Origin of the sequence: Sulfuricurvum sp., from assembly GCF_028710345.1 — a bacterium.
Lineage (GTDB): Bacteria > Campylobacterota > Campylobacteria > Campylobacterales > Sulfurimonadaceae > Sulfuricurvum.
On the sequence record NZ_JAQTUH010000009.1, the window covers coordinates 99,515 to 117,194 of the forward strand.

Consider the following 17,680-nt stretch of genomic DNA (forward strand, 5'->3'; position numbering starts at 1 on the left):
TTTATAAACCGTTTCCGACTTTTACACCGATACCGATTTCATCCATCAGGTACGAGCGGTTCTGATGTTTCTGCCCTTTATTGTTCGCGTAATCCGGTTTGAAATTGCTTTCAACCCGTAATTTACCCTGTGTTTGCGGAGCGTGGCATTGGGTACAGTTGTAGCGCCCTTGCCAGAGTTGTCCATGCAGATCTTTTTTGATAATCTGATCGTTACTTTCGGATTTAAAGTTATCCTCTTTATCCGACTCTACTGCAGGGCGAAAATTTGTGAAATGGGTTTTTGGAATCGGTGTTGCTCCCATGGTTGTTGCAACATCCGGCATGTGACATCCGAGACACGCGTTATTATTTTTGTCGATTTCACCGAGATCGCTGATATCATGAGGGATCATTGGTGGAGCATCAGCATACGCACGTTCAATTCTTTTAGAGGTACCAGGCGCTTCACTATGATAATTTGTTCCATCAGGCACAGCAGTGTCTTCTGAATATACTTCTGCTTTACGCATTCCCAAATCTTTTTCGTCTATACCGGCATTCGTATTGCTCGCGGCATAGACACCGCTGATTAAAATACATGCAGCCACGAGGCTACCGATGATTCGATTTGCTTTCATTTTTCATCCTTTGGTTGTTTTAACTGACTGCGAATTGAAAATCCGAGCGCGTCTTCTTTACAAACATCAACACATCTGCCGCAATTGGTGCATTCACCCATCAAGACACTTTCACTACTGCGATTGACCATATGGAGTACCTCTTTTTCAGGGCACACAGTAATACAATCTCTGCAATCGGTACATTTGTTGGCATCATGGTGAATACGAATAAGGGAAAATTTGCCGATGAGCGCATAAGATGCACCCAGCGGACAAATGTAACCGCACCATCCGTTCTCATGAACCAACAGATCAAATAAAAATATAACCACTAATGCACCGCCGCCCATACCCATACCGAATATGGCTCCGCGATGCGCCATTGAGACAGGACTGATCAGCTCAAATGCCGCCACCCCCATTACCGCTGATAAAATTAAACTCAGACCTAAAATCCAATACCGAAGTGACCGGCTCATGTAAAACCGCTTTTGTACTTCTGAAAACTTCAATTTTCGACGCAGCCATGCGGCTGTATCGGTTATCATGTTGATTGGACAAATCCAGCTACAAAACGCCCGTCCACCAATAACCCCATAAAAAAAGGTAACGATCAACGCACCGAGGATGATATCGATTCCTAGTGTTGCACCAGTAACCGCGATTTGTACTACTGCATATGGATCGGCCAAAGGAACTTTACCCATCAGTAATGAGGCACTTAGATCACCTTGCAGTATTTTCCATCCCCAGGCATTGGCACCGATGTAGAGTACCAGTATTGCTATTTGACTAAACCGTCTCATCAAGAGATATTTATAATGTTTCATCACAATCCGCCTTCGTCATTGAGTGAGTCAAGGGCACTCTTTTCACTTAATTTGGTTTTGGTGAACTCATGCGGAACATTTTTCTTGACGGTATCTAGACGTTGCTCATCTTTAGGATCCCATCCTTTGATATAGTGATTTCCTGCTTCTCCCATTGCCAAAGCTCGGGGTAAAACGTAAATCGCCGCTTTTTTTGTGACACAGGCATGCTCACACATACCGCATCCGGTACAAATATCTGCATGAACATTTGGAATGAGGAACGCATGTTTCCCCGTCCGTTCATTTTTAGAAAATTCGATCGTAATCGCTTGACCCATTAAAGGACAAGCCCGATAACATGCATCGCATTGGATACCCCATGTTGCGATACAGGATTCTCTGTCGATAACGGCCAACCCCATGCGGGCTTTATTGATATCCAGCTGTGCATTCGTTTTATTGATATAGCTGCTCACCGACGGCTCGCTAAGCGCACCACTCGGACATACAGGAACACAGGGAATATCGCTGCACATATAACACGGAATAGTGCGAGGGATAAAGTAAGGTGTCCCCATTGGAAGATTGTCTCCCGGTTTTGCCAACTTGAGTGTATCGTAAGGACACGCTTCCACACACAATCCGCATTTGATACAGTTTTTGATGAATTTGTCTTCGGCCAATGCACCCGGAGGGCGCAAAACTAAAGGAGCGGATTTTACTTCTCCAACATAGGCACTCCATACCAACGCACCCATCGCACTTAGCCCGATTCCTCTCGCGATAGAGAGGAGAAAGCGGCGGCGATCGTTTGAAGGAGAATTTTTCATGACTTTATCCGTTACGCTTTATAAATTTTTACAGCGCATTTTTTATGGTCGATTTGTTTAGAAATTGGGCAGGTATGATCCAAACAAACCTTATTGATAAATACTTTTTCATCAAACCATGGAACGAATACGAGACCTTTTGGCGGACGGTTACGTCCGCGTGTTTCGACGTGAGCTTTCACTTTCCCGCGTCGAGATTCAACCCACACCATATCGCCACGTTTTACACCGCGTTTTTCTGCTTCTGCAGGGTGCATGTAACACAAAGCTTCAGGAACGGCTCGATAGAGTTCAGGAACGCGCATCGTCATGGTTCCGCTGTGCCAGTGTTCAAGTACACGACCGGTACAGAGCCAGATGTCATAATTTTTATCCGGCACTTCAGTCGGTTCCATATACGGACGGAAGAAAATTTTGGCTTTGTTGGCTAAATGAACCGTCTCTTTATTGGTTATACCCTGGAGATTTCCTTGCGGGATCTCTTTAAATGCATGACCATAGAACGCAAATTCACCGTTATTCGCTTTTTTCGCATACGGATCATATTTCGAATTGTAACGCCAGAAGGTCTCTTTACCATCAACAACCGGCCATTTCAAACCGCGTACTTTATGATAGGTATCAAAATCTCCATAGTCATGGCCGCGACCCGCACCGAATTCACGGTACTCTTCCCAGAGATATTTTTGGAGGAAAAAGCCGTATCCTTTAAACGGTTTGCCATCACTGCCGATGACATTGCGTTTATCGCCTTCCACTTCGGAGTTTTGGTATCCTTTTCCTACCGGATCAGGCCATTTGTAGGCTTTTGCTTTTTTACTGGCAAACAAAACATCGTACAGAGTATCGGTCTCTTTATATCCCATTGCTTTTGCAGCAGTCATAACATCCGGCAACCCCCCGTCTAGTCCAGGAATTTTTTGTGCTCCCCAAACTTCTTTCAGTGTAAAGCGCTTAGAGAGTTCAACAATCTGCCAGGTATCCGACATCGCATCTCCTACCGGAGTTACCTGTTGGCGCCAGTGCTGTGTGCGTCGCTCTGCATTGCCGTATGCTCCCCATTTTTCATACATCATGGCACTTGGTAAAATCAAATCCGATACTTTTGCTGAGATTCCAGGATAACCGTCGGAGGTAACGATAAAGTTATCCATTTCACGCGCTGCTTTGATCCAGTGTTCTGCATTCCCGGTATCTTGATACGGGTTACATACGCTGACCCATGCGAATTTCACTTTACCGTCTTCAAGATCACGGTGGATTTGGGTGAAATGCGAACCCGGTTTTGGATTGATCGTATTTGCTGGCAGCTGCCAAATTCCTTCTGCGATTGCTCTGTGTTGCGGATTATTAACAACCATGTCTGCCGGCAATCGGTGGCTAAATGTACCGACTTCACGCGCAGTTCCGCATGCAGATGGCTGACCGGTTAGAGAGAATGCACCGCTACCCGGTTTGGCTTGTTTGCCGAGTAGGAAGTGAACCATATAGGCTTGTTCATTAACCCATGTTCCACGGGTATGTTGATTGAATCCCATAGTCCAGAATGTAAGACATCTTCGTTTTTGTTCAATGTAAAGATCGGCCATTTTTTGAAGTTTTGCTTTAAAATCTTCTATGCTCTCATCCGGATCGCCTTTGGCAACATGGGCAACATAATCAAGTGTGTACGGTGCAAGTCCTTTTTTAAACTCTTCAAAAGTAATTTGCCAATGTTTATTGGCCGTTTCAGTATTTTTCATTTCAAGGGTATCACCCGCTTTGTAGCCAAGATAAGCGAGACTTACCCCTTCATCATTAGTTAGAACTTTTGATTTTTGCTTGGCGGCTGTATCAAGTTCACTTTTTTTGTATTTAGGATGATGAATATCTTCACGTAATCCATAGCCTATATCTACTGGTCCGGTAGCAAAGATAATATTTTTATTGACAAAATCCCAATCGATTGCCTCAGGATGATTGTAGACAATTTCTCGCGCAATATAGTTAAAAATAGCTAGGTCAGTATTCGGTTTAAAGATAATCTCGACATCGGCAAGGTCCATCGTACGGTGTTTATAGGTTGATAATACAACGACTTGTACTTTATCCGGATTGCTGAGTTTGCGATCCGATACGCGTGACCAGAGAATAGGGTGCATTTCCGCCATATTGGAACCAAATGCCACGATCGTTTCAGCAAGTTCGATATCATCATAACAGCCTGAGGGCTCGTCGGCACCGAATACATTCATAAATCCTGTAACAGCAGATGCCATACAAAGGCGTGCATTCGGATCGATATTATTGGTTCGGAATCCAGCTTTCATCAGTTTGAGTGATGCATGCCCTTCCATAACGGTTTGCTGACCGGAGCTGAACATTGCGATACCGGTCGGCCCTTTTTCTTTGAGTGCTGCTTTGATATGTATTTCCATCTCATCGAACGCACGTTCCCAGCTGATAGGTTTGAATTTACCGTGTTTATCAAATTGTCCTTGATCATTCATACGCAAAAGGGGTTGAGTCAGACGGTCTGCACCGTACATGATTTTGGCATTAAAGTACCCTTTGATGCAGTTGAGACCACGATTTACCGGAGCCAACGGGTCACCTTTGACTGCAACGATACGGTCATCCTTGGTTGCCATCATAATTCCACAACCGGTTCCGCAGAAACGGCAGGCTGCTTTATCCCAGCGCCATCCAGCTTGTGCCTGATTTGATGCAGCTTCTACCGATGAGGGAACTGCCATCCCGATTGCTGTGGCCGCTGATGCGGCGGCAGCACTTTTTAAAAACTCTCTTCTATCTAACGACATTGAAAACTCCTTAATGAAATCACGCTCAATCCATACCGATAAACGGGTGGACTCCTAAAGATTTCCTTATGCTATGAAATAACTCATGCACTTCAAACATTGTAAAGTAATTCAAAAAAAAAGTATTTGACTTAAGTCAAAAGGAGAAGAAAAGAAGAATGAAATTTGAAACGCCTTTAGGCGTTTCGGATTGCATTAGCAGACTCGAGGTTGCTTTTGAGTTTTTTTAGACGTTGCGCGGTATGGTGTAGTTCTTCACTTACCTGAAGCATCATGTCTTCGCTCTGTTCCAGCAGTTTTTCGGTTTCAGGAGCTGAACCGATCAGCATCGCGGTAGCGGCTTCGCTTTTTTCGACCGCTTCGGTAGCATTTTGAATTGCTTCTTCGACATTCTGTAAGAAGTATTCAATATGGGCACATGCAATATCAAGTTCATTTCCACGTTGAACACCGATGTTTTCATTACCGCTGATCGATTTTGAGTGTTCCAAAAATTTGTCAAAATTTCGTTGTATCTCCAAAGTTGTTCGTGCCATATAAAGGATAACCACAAAGGAGATAAGGGCCAGCATGATTTGAATTCGATGGGCTATTATCCGTTTTTCCATCATATATTCTTGGTACTGGGTAACCGCTTTATCCATCAATAGTAATGTTCGATCACCATCCTCATAGATAGTTTTGAGATCAAAAAGATTGTGATCACCCTGTAAATAGTGATCTACAAGCCCTCCCATTTGGTTCCAATGTGCATAAACTTCCAACATGGTTTTTTCGATTTTTTCGTTCGAAAATCCTTTATATTCTGAAGTTGCTGTGGAAAGCTGCTTAAAATTGCGGTCAAACTCCTGACGTGCGGCTTGGAGCCGCTCAAACGCTCCCTCTTCATCTAAAAGAAGGCGATGAAGTTCAAGAACAGTTCGCTGTGAAAGCATTCTCTCTTTTCCGGCTGTATTAATAACCTGGGCATCAAATTTTTGGTCCGAGTTGAGCCAAATATCCACTAGAATAATTGTAATAAGATTAAGTGAAAGAATCGCAACGATCCAGCGTACTTTGGTTGATATGGATTGCATTTATAACCCCTCGTTGAAATATCGTGTTAGTTCTTCGCGTTGCAACACGACTGTTTTATGATCTTCTTCCATAATCAATCCTTTTCGGATAAATTTAGCTAATACACGTGAGAGAGTAGCCGGCTGTATATTGAGCCGATACGAGATCTCTTGTTTTTTGAGCCGATTATACAAATCCAGCTGGTCATAAAGCATTTTGGCAACTTTGGCGGTGACGTCATACACCATTCCCATACTTACCATACAGTCTACTCGTTGTTTTTGATCGGCGAGTAGATTAACCAAATTGATTAAAAGGGAAAAATCGGTTTTAACGACCTCTTTAAACATTTTCAAATCGAATGATACCACACGGCTCGGAACTAAAAATTCTATATTACTGAAACAACTGATTGTATTGCATTCGAGTGAACCGATATCCGTCAGAAGAGTTTGATCCGAGAGGGTGTATAAAAAAACTTCGTTATCAAAGCGATCCACTTTATAGAGTTTTACTTCCCCTTCGACGAGAAAATAGACGCGATTAACATCATCTTCCTCATACATCAAAATATCGGAAGCATTATACGATTTGAATTTGGCTGTTGAAGACAGTAAGGATAGTTTTAAAGGATCGCACTCTTTAAAAAAATTAAGATCCTCAATCATAGATGTCATGGTTAACCTTTATACGTTGAAAATTTATGATAACGCAAACCATACATTTGATTATTGACCTAAATCAAGAAGTTAGCTATTTGAATCGGTTACTATTGAATAATCGATTCAAATGAGGATCAAATATGTTGCAAGATCGTTTTGACCGCAAGGTCACCTATTTACGTGTATCGGTTACGGAGAGATGTAATTTTCGCTGCCGCTATTGTATGGCTGAAAAACCCTTTAGCTGGGTACCTAAAGAAAATCTATTGAGTTATGAAGAGCTGTTTGCATTTATCAAAATCGGTATTGACAACGGTATACGTAAAATTCGTCTTACCGGTGGCGAACCGACGACTCGCGAGAACCTCGATGAACTGATCGCAATGATCCATACGTATGCGCCCGATGTAGATATTGGACTGACCACTAACGGTTTTTTATTGCCCGCACAGGCAAAAAAACTGAAAAGCGCTGGACTGCGACGTGTTAACATTTCTCTTGATTCTCTAGATGCTGAAACACTTAATTATATCGCACAAAAAGATGTTTTAGAACAAGTTCTTACAGGAGTCCGTGCAGCAGTCGATGCAGGGCTATCCGTTAAAATCAACAGCGTCATTTTACGTGGAATCAATGATCATGAAATTGTGCCGCTTTTTGAATACGCTCGCGAGATTGGTGCACAAATCCGCTATATAGAATATATGGAAAACTCTCATGCGAGCAACGCACTTCAGGGGCTTCGAAGTGATGAAATTATAGATATATTAGGAAAATCATATCCATTTATTCCGATTGAGAAAGAAGCAAGCGGTCCGGCGAATCTCTATGAAACACCCGATGGGTACCGATTTGGAACTATCGAACCGCATCGTCACGATTTTTGCGCTTCATGTGACCGACTGCGGCTTACAGCAGAGGGTGATTTAATAGGATGTTTGTATTTTGAAGGGGCCAAAAGTATCAAAGAGGCGATACGAGAAGGAAATATCAAAAAAGCGACCGAAATTTTAGAGGAAGTCGTATTTAACAAACCCGAAAAAAATCTTTGGGGCATTGAAAATGTTGAAGTGTCCTCCCGTGCTTTTTATCGTACCGGAGGATGAGATAAATCATTAAAATAAATCTGCAATTTGATCTAAGTCAAAGACATTAATTGAGTAATCTTCTATAATTTTTACACCATAAAAAAATCTTCCCCCTCCAGGGGTTGATTCAAGCAGTATAGAAAACGACCTCCTTCGATTCAAAGCGCACTGTACTGTTTGTTTCAATTCCTCAATTACGTAAAACTAACACCAAAATCTTTATTCATAATAAGAAATATCATACAAACTAGCTTCATACGCTCGAAAATCAAAGGAGAAACTCTGACATGGATTTTATATATTCATAATTCGCTCGTCGTGTGTACGGATAGGTGTATGATTGGCGGCATTTATCTAGACAGATACTGCTGAGAGAATTTTGCATCGTAATGAAACCAATTCAGTCTGTTATGCAAAGAGACAGTTTCACCCACAACAATAATTGCGGGTGAATGGATATCTCGTGATACTTCAATGATGGTATTTAGAGTACCAAACACCTGTTTCTGGAAATTCATCGTCCCGTTTTCAATAATGGCACAAGGAGTTGAAGAAGGCAAACCGCTATTGAGCAAAGATCTGATGATTTTTTCCAATCTATGCAATCCCATCAAAATAACGAGAGTTTCGTTTTTCCGCAATACTCCTGCATTAAAATTTTCGCCTGTGGACGCTTGGTGCCCCGTAATAACGCGAAAGGAGGTATTGATTCCCCTATGTGTTAGCGGAATCCCTGCATAAGCGGGCACGGCGATTGCAGAACTGATTCCGGGGACAAATTCAAAAGTGATTCCATTTTTTGAGAGATACAGTGCTTCTTCTCCTCCTCGACCAAATACCAGCGGATCACCTCCTTTTAGGCGGACTATTGTTTCATGTGTATGAGCGTATGCCACTAAAAGGGCATTGATTTCCTCTTGAGGAAGTGTATGATGGTTATTTTCTTTTCCGACATAGACAAGAATTGCCTCTTTTTTAGCTTCACGCAATATCTCACCATTGATAAGCCGATCATACACAATAACATCCGCTTGGCGAATCAGCCGTAAAGCTTTAACCGTTAAAAGATCCGGATCACCCGGACCTGCTCCTGTCAGATAGACTTTCCCGTACATTTTTCCTCGTTATTTGTTCATATTTGCAGTATTGTAAATGATTGCATCCATAGAAGACTTGACGCAAATCAATCTTTGGTGAAATCTTGATGTACATCAATAGTTATTATTTCTTTACCCCCTATAATCGTAAATGTTTTTCACGAGGAGTTAATGATGTCATGGATTTTATATATCCATATTCTCGCGGCATGTGCTTGGATAGGAGGGAGTATTGTCCTCTTTGGATTGGGTGTTTTTTTAAAAGATAAAGCCACTCAAGAAGCAGTATATGGAGCAATCGGGCCTTTTTATGGCTATTTTGAAACCGTGTGGCTGTTTATATTAATCGGTACAGGATTCATTTTGGGAGAGCATTTTCACCTGTTTAGCGCGATCAACAGCGAAACAGAGCTTGGTTACTATGTGAAATGGAAACTCTTGTTGGTTTCAGCCCTTAGCATAGCAACGATGATTCATCTCTACATTGCATTTTCTACCCATAAAAAAACACGCAGCTTGCGCCAAAAGCTCCTCTCAAGAGGGGGTTCTATGGCTATTTTTATTCTTAATCTGGCCATTTTGTGGGTTGCGATTAACATTCGAACAATTTTATAAACAGGAGATATCCGATGATTACAATACCTAATGATGCACAAAAAATTGCAGTTGAAGACGCAACGGTTGATTTTGTCATTTTTAAAAATGAAGGGACAACCTTTTATGCTTTCGATACTTCAGGATGTGAACCGCCTGAACCGATGGTTAATGCCATGGCGGGATTACGCTTAATCGATGGACCGGACAAGCGCCTTATTATGATTAACCATAAAATGCCGATGGGTCTTTTCAATAAAATCGGAGAAGATTTTGATATTCAGTCGCGCACTCGCGAAGATGGTTTGGCCGAAGCGATTTTTTCATTCAAAGGTTCTGTAGACTTGAACGATCCGCGCTACAGTGCAGCTTGCCACGGATAGATCATGGTCCAGATATCGAGTGATTTTGCTCCGCCACTGCGGATTATCGCTCCATTTTTCATTGCCGGGACTTTGTTTTACGTTCTGAGTATCGCAGGACTTTTAAGTATTAATAATGATATCTCATTACTTGACCTGCGCTGGATTGGACTGGTACATACCTATTTGATCGGCTTTTTGATGATGATTATAATAGGTGCCTTGGCGCAGCTGCTTCCGGTGGTATTAGAAAAAGGGCATTGTTGTGTGGGATTTTACCCGATCATTTTTGCTTTTCTGACAGCGGGAACGGTTTTACTTTTTTTAGGTTTTTGGTTTTATCCGTTGCTCCTCTCGTATGGCGGACTGATAATCGTGCTTGGATTTTTAATATTCGGTGTTGAAGTCGTGTTGACCGGTAAAAAAGAACTCCTTCGAAACCTTTCAACCCGTTCCATGGGGTATGCTGTATTTTTTATGCTGATTGGGTCGTTGATAGGGTGGATTATGACTTTAGGTCTAGGTGGGACGATCAACTCCAATCCGACTGCCCTCATCGATGTGCATGCCGTAACTATGTTGGGCGGGACTGTGATGATGATTGTTATTGGAATAACCCAAATCCTTCTCCCTATGTTCGGTTTGGCACACGGGTTTAAGAATACACCCTCAACATGGGCAATTCGGATGATGTTTTCTGGGATATTAGTGTACTGGATCGGCAAGATACTGTCTTTGGATTGGGTTCTATTTATGGGCGGATTTTTTATTGTGCTGAGCGTACTTGCGTATGTCTTGCAAGTAGTTTTTATCGCGCGTAAAAAAGCCCGAAAAGAATTTGATATTTGGTTTCGATCTTTGGTTGTCGCCTATGTATCGCTCTTTCTCGCATTGGTAAGTTTAGTTGTTGTCGGAAATGAGGGGGAAAAAGGGTGGATCCTTTTTGGATGGCTGTTTGGCGTCGGATTTTTAGGATTTATGATTACTGGTCATTTGTATAAAATTATCCCCTTTCTGGTGTGGTTTGATCGTTACAGCTCATTGGTAGGGAAACAAAAAGTGCCGATGCTGCACCAAATGGTTCCTAAACGGAGTGCTGATTTTCAGTGGGGATATTCTGCCGTCGGAATGTTTACTGTAGCACTCTCTTTGATTCTTGGCAATAGCGATCTATGGTATGGAGGTCTCTCGTTTTTATTGATCGGGAGCTTGTTTTTAATACGCAATGTCCTATGGATGTTACGGTTCAAATAGGAGAATAAGAATGGAACCTGTTACAAAATCCGAAGTCTATGAAGCTATCAGTACCGTGATCGATCCCGAAGTCGGGTTCAACCTTGTCGAGCTTGGACTTATATACGATGCTCAAATCGATGAGAACAATCATGTCAAGGTTATTATGACATTATCGACCCAAGGGTGCCCGCTTCATCAGATGATGATGGAATGGGTGAGAGAAGCCGTTGAGCGACTCGAAGCAGTTAAGGGATGTATTGTTGAAGTGGTGTGGGAACCGGAATGGAATATTACGATGGCAAGCGATCATGTCCAACAAGCTCTCACCGCCGGAGCAGGGATGTGGTAAAACTGAGGCGGTACCTATATGCATCAGCATGGATGGTGCTTTATTTTATCAAATGGCCAATTGTGCTGGGTGTACCGTTGTTGTATACCTTAACATCGTTCGAACCTCATTTGATTATGAATACTCTATGGTTTATCTGCTTGAGTGCAATCATATGGGATATCGTTACAAAATTTTTAAATTAGGAGCACACAATGTCAACACCATTATTTTTTCAATCGGTATCGACCATAACCATGTACGATCCTCTATCAGAAGTACTTGGCGCCTCGCATGATGGGATGATCACCTATGGATATACCGACGTCGTAAAACTGGCCGGACACTCGTGTCCAACCGTAGCAGGAGCTTATCTGATGCTGCAAAAAGGATTAAGAGCTCTATATGAGGATAAAACACCTGTCCGCGGTGAGGTAAAAGTCTTCATGAAAGGTAAACTGGGAGAAGGGGTTGTAGGGGTAATGGCGAATGTGGCTTCTCTTATCACCGGAGCTACCGATACGAGCGGATTTCATGGGTTGGGAGGAAAATTTGACCGCCGTCACTTACTGTCTTACGAAGAAGACATTGATGGAGAAATGGGATTAGAAAGAGTGGACAATGGGGCACGTGTTACACTCTCGTATCACCCTGAAATTGTCAATAGCGATCCAAAGATGCAGGTGTGGCTCGGGATGATTATGAGTAACAAAGCAGATTTTGAAATCAAGCAAGCGTTTAAGTCCGCGTGGCAAGATAGGGTAAAAAAGATACTGATTGATAATATTGATAATCCTGATTTGATTATACTTACACAATAAATAGAAGGTAAAATTGATAATTTGGAGTACAATTAAGAGACTTGAATATTAAATTATATAATATTCATCTTCTTGAATATACGCTTTTGAGCAGAATGTTGAAGATTGGTGTGATTTCTGCACGTCAATAGAAGGATTGAGACTTCATGCGCTTACTAACGCTCTTTTCTCCAGCTGTCATCTTGATGAGCAGTATGAAATATCCTAAAAAACTTGCATTAGCAACGGCTGTATTTTTCCTCCCTTTTGTTCTATTTCTATATCTTGGCTACGATTATGTTGAAAGTGAATCACGCTCAATTTTAAAACTTCAAGAAGGACTTGCCTACCAACAAAAAGTAAGGTTATTCTTAGAGTATGTTCCTCTCGAGCGGGGGATGACTGTCGCAATGCAGCAAGGCGATAGTACTTATAAAACCAAAATAGAAGATAATTTTAAACGCATTGATTCAGCAATAGCTGACATAGATGCTTCCCCTGCACCAAATATGTCGCTTCACGAAGAATGGATAAATATCAAGGCACAATGGGAAGAACTTCGAAGTGGAATTTGGGAAAGAACATTATCCGAAAATTATCGTTTGCATACAAATTTGATGTGTAAAACTCTTCTTTTGATGCAGCATAGCGGAGACGTATCATATGCGATTAACGATGCCGACTTGAGCATTTATCATCTTGTCAAAATACTCAGTGATCATATACCGATGCTTGTGGAATATACGGGGCAGGGAAGAGCGATAGGGACAAGAATTCTTATAAAACAATCAATATCATCTGAAGAACAAAAAGAAGCAACACTCCTATACGGAAAAATTCGGTCCCATTTGGATAGCATTGTCCATGATGGAGCTATTGTTTGTGAACGCCATTCTGAAATGTGCAACTCTATAAATCCTTCTATATCAGGTATTGAAAAAGATTGTGAAAGATTTTCATCAATATTCACATCACAAATTTTGAATACCAATCATTGGCAAATCAATTCCAACGATTATTTTAACGATGTGACTCAGACGATTCAAACCTATTTTAATGCGTATGATACTATTTCTGCTGCTCTACGAACGCATCTTGATATGAAATTGGCAGATTTGAAACGAAAAATGATCTTCGGAGAGGTTATAGCGTTAGTCATTTTGGCAGCACTCATTTATTTTACGATCGGGTTTTATTTGGCTTTTATGGGAGTCCTCGATGAATTGGTAGGGGCAGCTCGTTTAATCTCTTCGGGAAAATATGTAGTCCGAATTCCGATTAAAACCGATGACGAGATGGCCGACGTCTCCCATGCTTTTAACGACATGGCTCAAAAAATTGGTCAGTCTTTTGCCTTTTTAAAGAGTTATAAAAAAGCGGTAGATGCAAGTAATCTCCTTTCAATCACTGATATTGATGGAAACATCAGCTATGTCAATGATCAGTTTTGTTTGACTACAGGTTATACACGTGAAGAATTGATCGGAAACAATCACCGTATGCTCAAAGATGCAGATACACCAAAAGAGCTGTATGAGGGGATGTGGAAAACAATATTGGGCAAAAATATTTGGTCCGGTACCCTAAAGAATTTGACTAAAAATGGGCGGCCTTACTATACAGATTCAACGATTACACCCATTTTTGATGAAGAGGGCAATATCGTAGAATTCGTAGCCACACGGCATGACATTACTCAGCTTGTTCTTCAAAAAGAGCAGCTTATTCAGCAACTTTACACGGATACCCTGACACAGCTTCCAAACCGGATAAAACTGTTAGAGGATTTGGCTCTGATTACAAATCCTATCCTAATTCTTGTCAATATTGACCGCTTTGGTGAAATCAATGACTTTTACGGGACTGATATAGGAGATAGTATTTTAAAAGGGATGGAAAGACGTATTGCAACAAGCAGTCTGTTAACTTCTAGATATAAACTATACCGTATTTATGCAGATGAATTCGCTCTGCTCTGTGATGATGAGTGTTTTAATTATCGGCCACATGAAGAGGTTATTGCATCCTTGCATGCACATATTGAATCGAATCCTTTTTATGTTAACGGTGCTGTCATTACGACAAAAGTGACCCTTGGAGCTGTTATTGATCCTATGAGAGATATGAAAGAATATCTTTCGGTATCGCAGCTCTTGATCGATTCCGATATGGCACTGCGTCATGCAAAACAGAATGATAAAGATTTTATCATTCTTAATGACACGGCGAAGATCAAAAATGAAATTGCGCATAATATTGAATTTACCGGAAAAATAAAGGAAGCAATTGCATCAAATAGAATCGTTCCGTTCTTTCAGGGGATAGTAGAAAACAAATTTGCAGATTCTTTCCAATCCAATCATTATGCTCAAACAGCACCTACCAAGTATGAATGTCTCATTCGACTCATAGGCACGGATGGCAAAGCTATTTCCCCTTGCTTTTTTTTGGAAGTGGCGAAAAAGGCCAAGCTTTATCCTCATTTGACACGTATTATGATTGAGAAAAGTTTTGAAGTTTTTCAAGAGAATAGCTACGAATTTTCTATTAATTTATCTGTTGATGATATCTTAGATCCAAAAAGCGTTCAGTTAATATTTGACAAGCTTGAGAATCAGAATATTGCTAAAAGGGTTATTTTTGAGATTCTAGAGTCTGAAGGAGTTGAAAACTTTGAAGAAGTACAAGAATTCATTCAACAAATAAAACTGAGGGGCGGACGGATTGCTATAGACGATTTTGGAAGCGGTTACTCGAATTTTGCCTACATCCTTCATTTGCAAGTCGATTTTCTTAAAATAGACGCATCCCTAATTAAAAATATTAATACTGATACGAACAGCCGAATCATTGTAGAGACGATTGTTGCCTTTGCCCAAAAACTCGGGATAAAAACGATTGCCGAATTTGTCCACTCAAAAGAGGTGTATGAAATAGTAAAAGAGATCGGAATCGATTATTCACAGGGATATTATTTCCATGAGCCTTCCCAAAGCTTATAATGCTTGTTTCTTGATTTACGTCATGAAGAGTTTGTAAATCAATGACTACAATATCTTTACCTAAGTAGGTGGAGTAATGTATGGAAATGACAGAAAAAAAATTAAACAAACGTGAACGCTATAAAGCTCAGCTTTCCCCATTTTCCTATTATCCGCAGATAGAAACACTTGATTTTGCATCCATTAGCGAAGGGGACAGCTTTTACTTGCAAGATTTCGGTATTTTCAACACACCGATCGAAGAAGAGGAATATACCCTTCGTTTACGAATAACTGCAGGACGTATCACAACGACACAATTACGGGCTATAGCTGACATCGTGACACGTAATAATCTTGAGATCATTCTTACCGCACGTGCAGGGATGCAATTGCATGGACTGGACAGTGAGAGTATCCTACCAATTTTCAAGCAAATTAATGAACTTGGCATCTCAACCGGGCAAACGTTTGGTGATAATGTACGTAACATTGTAACTGATGTTTATGATGGACTAGGATCTGCGAGTATTATCGAAACCTATCCTTTGATTATGCAGATGCAGGAATATTTTCTAAAAACGCCTCATCTTGTAGGTATGTTACCACGAAGAATATCTACTGGCATTTCCGGAAATAGCGCAAATGTCACCTCATTTTTTGCCAATGATCTTTATTTTGCACTGGCAAAGAAGGGGGATGTTTTCGGATTTAATGTCTATATGGGAGGAAAAAACAGTGAAATAGCCCGTAGTGCCGATATATTTTTGCTTCCCGATGAAGTTGTATCTTTTTTTATAGCTTTTATCGAAGCATTCAACAAGCATGGGTCACGTTTTACACGTTCGCGAACACGACTTTTTTATTTGCTCGAAGAGATTGGGATAGAAACATTTGTAGATTATATTGCACATGAATACCAAAACTCTTGGCAAAAAGCAGGCGAAACCGTTTTGAAAAAAACACTTTTTTCACGGTATCAGCAGTTACGAGATGGACGTTACGCTTTTTGTTATGAGTCCAATTTCGGTCGTGTACGTGCTGAAGAGTTGAATGCTATTGCGGATTTTGCCGAGGTGCACTCTATAGAGATACGCCTTGGAATCGATCATAATATTTACCTTTTAGGACTTACAGAACAATTTGTTCCTTTTCAAAATCTCAAAAAAAGCCAAACCGTTGTAGCGTGTGCAGGGAGTCATTATTGTCCTTACTCATTCTGGAATATTAAAGACGATGCACAATTACTCCCTTTGGAAAAAATACATGAACATCGTATTCAAATCGGAATTTCAGGCTGCGCAAAAGGGTGCGGCAGACATCAGCACTGTGATATCGGATTGATAGGCCTCCGAACCAATAATTTTGGCGATGCAGACAAAGGCGCTCGAATCTACATCGGTGCCGAACACTCCACAGGGGTGAGTGTAGGAAGAGAACTGTTTGAGATGGTACCAATGGAGCATATTCGATTGGTGATAGACAGTATTATAGATGAGTATGAACAAAGCGGTTATGATACGTTTGAATCCTTTTCCACAGATACATTAAACTGCTACTCTGTAGAATTTATTGCACTATGGATTTTGGCTAAATTGGAAAGCAGATCGACGACTCCATTAAGTGCCATAGATGTTCAGGATAATCTTTGTGAAGAAGATCAATTTATGATAGAAAAAGAGCTGTTTCTTCAGTATTATTCCGATAAAGCGTATGTTTACCTTATTGAAGACAATTTCGGTGATGCAATACGCCAATTGAGTAAAAGCTTGTGGAGTGTTGGCAAAAGCGATCCTGGGATCGCCCCGGAAATTAAAAAATTGCTTGTCAGCAAAAAATATTGGGAAGTTTAAAATTTTTGCTCTCAAGGATTGAAATTTTTCAAACCGCCTTGAAGATAGGAAACATGTTTAAATCCCAATTGTTGTAAACGTTGAGCCGCGAATACCGACCGTGGCTCCATTGCGCAATAAACAACAAAGGTATCGTCTTTAGTATATTTATCCAGGATAAGTTTTGGATATTTGATTTCAAGAAATCCACGTGAAATTTTTACTTGACGATCGTATTGAATCGTACTTTTTTCCCATTCATCAGGGTCTCTTACATCCAGCAAGATGATTTTTTCATCTGCCAATAATACCTTCAGTTTTTGCGGTTCGATAGCTTCTACTTGGCTTTTCGCTTCTTTTAGCATTGCTTTCGTCTCATCGGATAATGACGGTGCATCTGCCCAGCTTGATCCTGATGCAATGAGTAATGAAAGTATTAGTGCCGACATCTTAAACATTTGAACTCCTATTATGGGGTCCCCTGAGAAAACGGAATATATAGTACGTTAAGAGAATTTTACCGCCCTTAAAGGCCTAAATTTCCCATCTTTGAGCTTCGAACTCTTTTTCCAGACATAGTCCCCAGTTAAATTGATGTGT

16 protein-coding genes are annotated in these 17,680 nt (G+C 40.9%); 8 read left to right on the top strand and 8 right to left on the bottom strand.

All coding sequences use genetic code 11. The annotated features are described in order from the left end of the window. Position 1: 1 nt before the first annotated feature. The 6 genes from PHC76_RS11945 to PHC76_RS11970 all read right to left on the bottom strand — a co-directional run bounded on the left by PHC76_RS11945 (position 2) and on the right by PHC76_RS11970 (position 6,777). Positions 2 to 619: a nitrate reductase cytochrome c-type subunit gene (locus tag PHC76_RS11945; protein ID WP_300210200.1), complete on the bottom strand. Its 618-nt coding sequence runs from the start codon at positions 617 to 619 to the stop codon at positions 2 to 4. Beyond that, positions 616 to 1,431: a quinol dehydrogenase ferredoxin subunit NapH gene (gene napH, locus PHC76_RS11950; RefSeq protein WP_300210202.1), complete on the bottom strand. Its 816-nt coding sequence runs from the start codon at positions 1,429 to 1,431 to the stop codon at positions 616 to 618. The genes PHC76_RS11945 and napH overlap by 4 nt, the downstream gene beginning before the upstream one ends. Continuing rightward, positions 1,431 to 2,243, bottom strand: a complete 813-nt coding sequence (gene napG, locus PHC76_RS11955) for a ferredoxin-type protein NapG (protein ID WP_300210205.1) — start codon at positions 2,241 to 2,243, stop codon at positions 1,431 to 1,433. Before napG ends, napH begins: the two co-directional genes overlap by 1 nt. Before the next feature lie 11 nt (positions 2,244 to 2,254). After that, on the bottom strand, positions 2,255 to 5,044 hold the full coding sequence (gene napA / locus PHC76_RS11960; protein WP_300210208.1) for a nitrate reductase catalytic subunit NapA: 2,790 nt from the start codon (positions 5,042 to 5,044) through the stop codon (positions 2,255 to 2,257). Positions 5,045 to 5,220: 176 nt separating this feature from the next. Continuing rightward, positions 5,221 to 6,120: a type IV pili methyl-accepting chemotaxis transducer N-terminal domain-containing protein gene (locus PHC76_RS11965; RefSeq protein WP_300210211.1), complete on the bottom strand. Its 900-nt coding sequence runs from the start codon at positions 6,118 to 6,120 to the stop codon at positions 5,221 to 5,223. Beyond that, positions 6,121 to 6,777: a Crp/Fnr family transcriptional regulator gene (locus PHC76_RS11970; RefSeq protein WP_300210214.1), complete on the bottom strand. Its 657-nt coding sequence runs from the start codon at positions 6,775 to 6,777 to the stop codon at positions 6,121 to 6,123. 125 nt (positions 6,778 to 6,902) lie between these two features. On the opposite strand from PHC76_RS11970, the gene moaA reads away from it, so the two are divergent. Continuing rightward, entirely contained in the window at positions 6,903 to 7,868 is a 966-nt protein-coding gene (moaA, locus tag PHC76_RS11975) for a GTP 3',8-cyclase MoaA (protein ID WP_300210216.1), read from the top strand. A gap of 332 nt (positions 7,869 to 8,200) precedes the next feature. On the opposite strand, the gene cobA is transcribed toward moaA, so the two are convergent. Beyond that, the gene (gene cobA / locus PHC76_RS11980) at positions 8,201 to 8,965 is read right to left on the bottom strand and encodes a uroporphyrinogen-III C-methyltransferase (RefSeq protein WP_300210218.1); all 765 of its coding nucleotides are present in this window, start codon (positions 8,963 to 8,965) and stop codon (positions 8,201 to 8,203) included. A 156-nt stretch (positions 8,966 to 9,121) separates the two neighbouring features. Here cobA and PHC76_RS11985 point away from each other — a divergent pair, with 156 nt between their 5' ends. From PHC76_RS11985 to PHC76_RS12015, 7 genes are all read left to right on the top strand, one after another. Next, complete coding sequence (locus PHC76_RS11985; protein ID WP_300210221.1) at positions 9,122 to 9,562, top strand: hypothetical protein; 441 nt, start codon at positions 9,122 to 9,124, stop codon at positions 9,560 to 9,562. A gap of 14 nt (positions 9,563 to 9,576) precedes the next feature. Continuing rightward, complete coding sequence (locus PHC76_RS11990; RefSeq protein WP_300210224.1) at positions 9,577 to 9,924, top strand: hypothetical protein; 348 nt, start codon at positions 9,577 to 9,579, stop codon at positions 9,922 to 9,924. A gap of 3 nt (positions 9,925 to 9,927) precedes the next feature. Next, positions 9,928 to 11,157 (top strand): hypothetical protein, encoded by a 1,230-nt coding sequence (locus tag PHC76_RS11995; protein ID WP_300210227.1) that lies wholly within the window; start codon positions 9,928 to 9,930, stop codon positions 11,155 to 11,157. Positions 11,158 to 11,167: 10 nt separating this feature from the next. Beyond that, positions 11,168 to 11,488: a metal-sulfur cluster assembly factor gene (locus tag PHC76_RS12000; RefSeq protein ID WP_300210229.1), complete on the top strand. Its 321-nt coding sequence runs from the start codon at positions 11,168 to 11,170 to the stop codon at positions 11,486 to 11,488. A gap of 194 nt (positions 11,489 to 11,682) precedes the next feature. Continuing rightward, complete coding sequence (locus PHC76_RS12005; RefSeq protein WP_300210231.1) at positions 11,683 to 12,288, top strand: hypothetical protein; 606 nt, start codon at positions 11,683 to 11,685, stop codon at positions 12,286 to 12,288. Positions 12,289 to 12,434: 146 nt separating this feature from the next. Continuing rightward, positions 12,435 to 15,269, top strand: a complete 2,835-nt coding sequence (locus PHC76_RS12010; RefSeq protein ID WP_300210233.1) for an EAL domain-containing protein — start codon at positions 12,435 to 12,437, stop codon at positions 15,267 to 15,269. A gap of 80 nt (positions 15,270 to 15,349) precedes the next feature. Continuing rightward, positions 15,350 to 17,101 carry a nitrite/sulfite reductase gene (locus tag PHC76_RS12015; protein WP_300210235.1) on the top strand — a complete coding sequence of 584 codons (1,752 nt, stop codon included), beginning with the start codon at positions 15,350 to 15,352 and terminating at the stop codon, positions 17,099 to 17,101. Positions 17,102 to 17,112: 11 nt separating this feature from the next. Here the strand turns inward: PHC76_RS12015 and PHC76_RS12020 are convergent, their stop codons facing one another. After that, on the bottom strand, positions 17,113 to 17,538 hold the full coding sequence (locus tag PHC76_RS12020) for a rhodanese-like domain-containing protein (protein ID WP_300210237.1): 426 nt from the start codon (positions 17,536 to 17,538) through the stop codon (positions 17,113 to 17,115). Positions 17,539 to 17,680 lie beyond the last annotated feature (142 nt).

Bases quoted from the DNA above. Each gene is read 5' to 3' on its own strand.
- moaA (WP_300210216.1), top strand. From the start codon at position 6,903: ATGTTGCAAGATCGTTTTGACCGCAAGGTCACCTATTTACGTGTATCG.
- PHC76_RS11965 (WP_300210211.1), bottom strand. From the start codon at position 6,120: ATGCAATCCATATCAACCAAAGTACGCTGGATCGTTGCGATTCTTTCA.
- PHC76_RS12015 (WP_300210235.1), top strand. From the start codon at position 15,350: ATGGAAATGACAGAAAAAAAATTAAACAAACGTGAACGCTATAAAGCT.
- PHC76_RS12005 (WP_300210231.1), top strand. From the start codon at position 11,683: ATGTCAACACCATTATTTTTTCAATCGGTATCGACCATAACCATGTAC.
- cobA (WP_300210218.1), bottom strand. From the start codon at position 8,965: ATGTACGGGAAAGTCTATCTGACAGGAGCAGGTCCGGGTGATCCGGAT.
- napA (WP_300210208.1), bottom strand. From the start codon at position 5,044: ATGTCGTTAGATAGAAGAGAGTTTTTAAAAAGTGCTGCCGCCGCATCA.
- PHC76_RS11945 (WP_300210200.1), bottom strand. From the start codon at position 619: ATGAAAGCAAATCGAATCATCGGTAGCCTCGTGGCTGCATGTATTTTA.
- PHC76_RS12020 (WP_300210237.1), bottom strand. From the start codon at position 17,538: ATGTTTAAGATGTCGGCACTAATACTTTCATTACTCATTGCATCAGGA.
- PHC76_RS11970 (WP_300210214.1), bottom strand. From the start codon at position 6,777: ATGACATCTATGATTGAGGATCTTAATTTTTTTAAAGAGTGCGATCCT.
- PHC76_RS12000 (WP_300210229.1), top strand. From the start codon at position 11,168: ATGGAACCTGTTACAAAATCCGAAGTCTATGAAGCTATCAGTACCGTG.
- PHC76_RS12010 (WP_300210233.1), top strand. From the start codon at position 12,435: ATGCGCTTACTAACGCTCTTTTCTCCAGCTGTCATCTTGATGAGCAGT.
- PHC76_RS11995 (WP_300210227.1), top strand. From the start codon at position 9,928: ATGGTCCAGATATCGAGTGATTTTGCTCCGCCACTGCGGATTATCGCT.
- napG (WP_300210205.1), bottom strand. From the start codon at position 2,243: ATGAAAAATTCTCCTTCAAACGATCGCCGCCGCTTTCTCCTCTCTATC.
- PHC76_RS11990 (WP_300210224.1), top strand. From the start codon at position 9,577: ATGATTACAATACCTAATGATGCACAAAAAATTGCAGTTGAAGACGCA.
- PHC76_RS11985 (WP_300210221.1), top strand. From the start codon at position 9,122: ATGTCATGGATTTTATATATCCATATTCTCGCGGCATGTGCTTGGATA.
- napH (WP_300210202.1), bottom strand. From the start codon at position 1,431: ATGAAACATTATAAATATCTCTTGATGAGACGGTTTAGTCAAATAGCA.